Origin of the sequence: Stenotrophomonas sp. CCNWLW162 (assembly GCF_037203745.1) — a bacterium.
GTDB lineage: Bacteria > Pseudomonadota > Gammaproteobacteria > Xanthomonadales > Xanthomonadaceae > Stenotrophomonas > Stenotrophomonas maltophilia_AQ.
Map to the genome: position 1 here is coordinate 1 of NZ_JBBCBL010000019.1, position 1,151 is coordinate 1,151.

The 1,151-nt window shown below is 61.7% G+C and carries 1 protein-coding gene; it reads left to right on the plus strand.

From position 1 onward, the window contains the following. Window positions 1-219 precede the first annotated feature (219 nt). On the plus strand, window positions 220-1,134 hold the full coding sequence (locus tag V9K93_RS20780; RefSeq protein WP_337303140.1) for an IS110 family transposase: 915 nt from the start codon (window positions 220-222) through the stop codon (window positions 1,132-1,134). Window positions 1,135-1,151: the final 17 nt, after the last annotated feature.

The following is a 1,151-nucleotide window of genomic DNA, read 5'->3' on the forward strand; positions in this document are numbered from 1 at the left end:
GGCTCGGCTCTTATCTCTTGCGACTCTGGCACCTTAGGTGCCGAGAGCCCGGCGCGGGCGACCGTTCGGCTCTAGGTCTTCTCGATCGCTCTGTAGCAAGGATCTCCGCGCCGGTTTCTCCCTGATCCGCCCGAACAGTTGATCGAGTTGGCGCTCGCACTGATAAGACTGGGCAAGCGGGGGGAGCTCTCGGCCCTGCCAGCCTAGCGGAGTTACCTCATGTTTGGGATCGGGATCGATGTCAGTGGTGAGAATCTGGATGTTGCCGTCCATGAACAGGCCTTTCGCCAGTTCAAGAACAGCAAACGTGGCTGGAATAGCCTGATCCGGTGGTTGCAGCAGTGGCCAGCCAAGCAGGTCGTGCTCGAGGCCAGTGGCGGCTACGAGCAAAAGGCACTGGATGCGCTGCATGAAGCAGGCCTGCCGATGGTACGAATCAATCCTGGCCGTGGCCGCAGCTTTGCCTCAGCCACGGGAAAGCAGGCCAAGACCGATCGTATTGATGCCATGGTGCTGGCCCACATGGCCGATGCCCTAAAGCTGACCCGCTACGTACCGCCAGCGGCTTGGCAGCGCCGCCTGGGTGAGCTGTGCCAGCGACGTCGCCACCTGGTCCAGATGCGGGTGAGCGAGCATCAGCGCATGCGCGCGTTCAGCGAACCCAGCCTGATTTCCATGCTGAATCAGCACCTGTGCGAGATCCAGAAAAGCATCAAGCAGCTCGACGCCACCATCGCAGCGCTGCTGGCCGAACAGGAAGGATGGCGTGACTTTGCCAAGCTCAAAGGTGCCGGCCCGGTGTTGATGGCAACCCTGGCCTGCGAGCTCCCGGAGCTGGGCAAGCTCAGCGGGAAAGCCATCTCGGCCTTGGTAGGGGTTGCCCCCATGAACCGCGAAAGCGGAACCTGGAAAGGGCGACGATGCATCACCGGAGGCCGCGCCGTTGTACGCGAAGCACTCTACATGGCGGCGCTGACCGCCAAACGCTATGAGCCCAGGCTCAAGGAATTCTTTGAATCCCTCGTCAACCAGGGCAAGCCGGGCAAGGTGGCTTTGGTCGCGGTAATGCGCAAGATGCTGGTGATCCTCAACGCCCGCAAACGGGATGCGGAGGCCCAGATGGCCTCCGCCTGACAAGACAGTTGCTACAG

Excerpts from the sequence above, each read along its gene's own strand:
- V9K93_RS20780 (WP_337303140.1), top strand. The coding sequence starts at position 220 with ATGTTTGGGATCGGGATCGATGTCAGTGGTGAGAATCTGGATGTTGCC.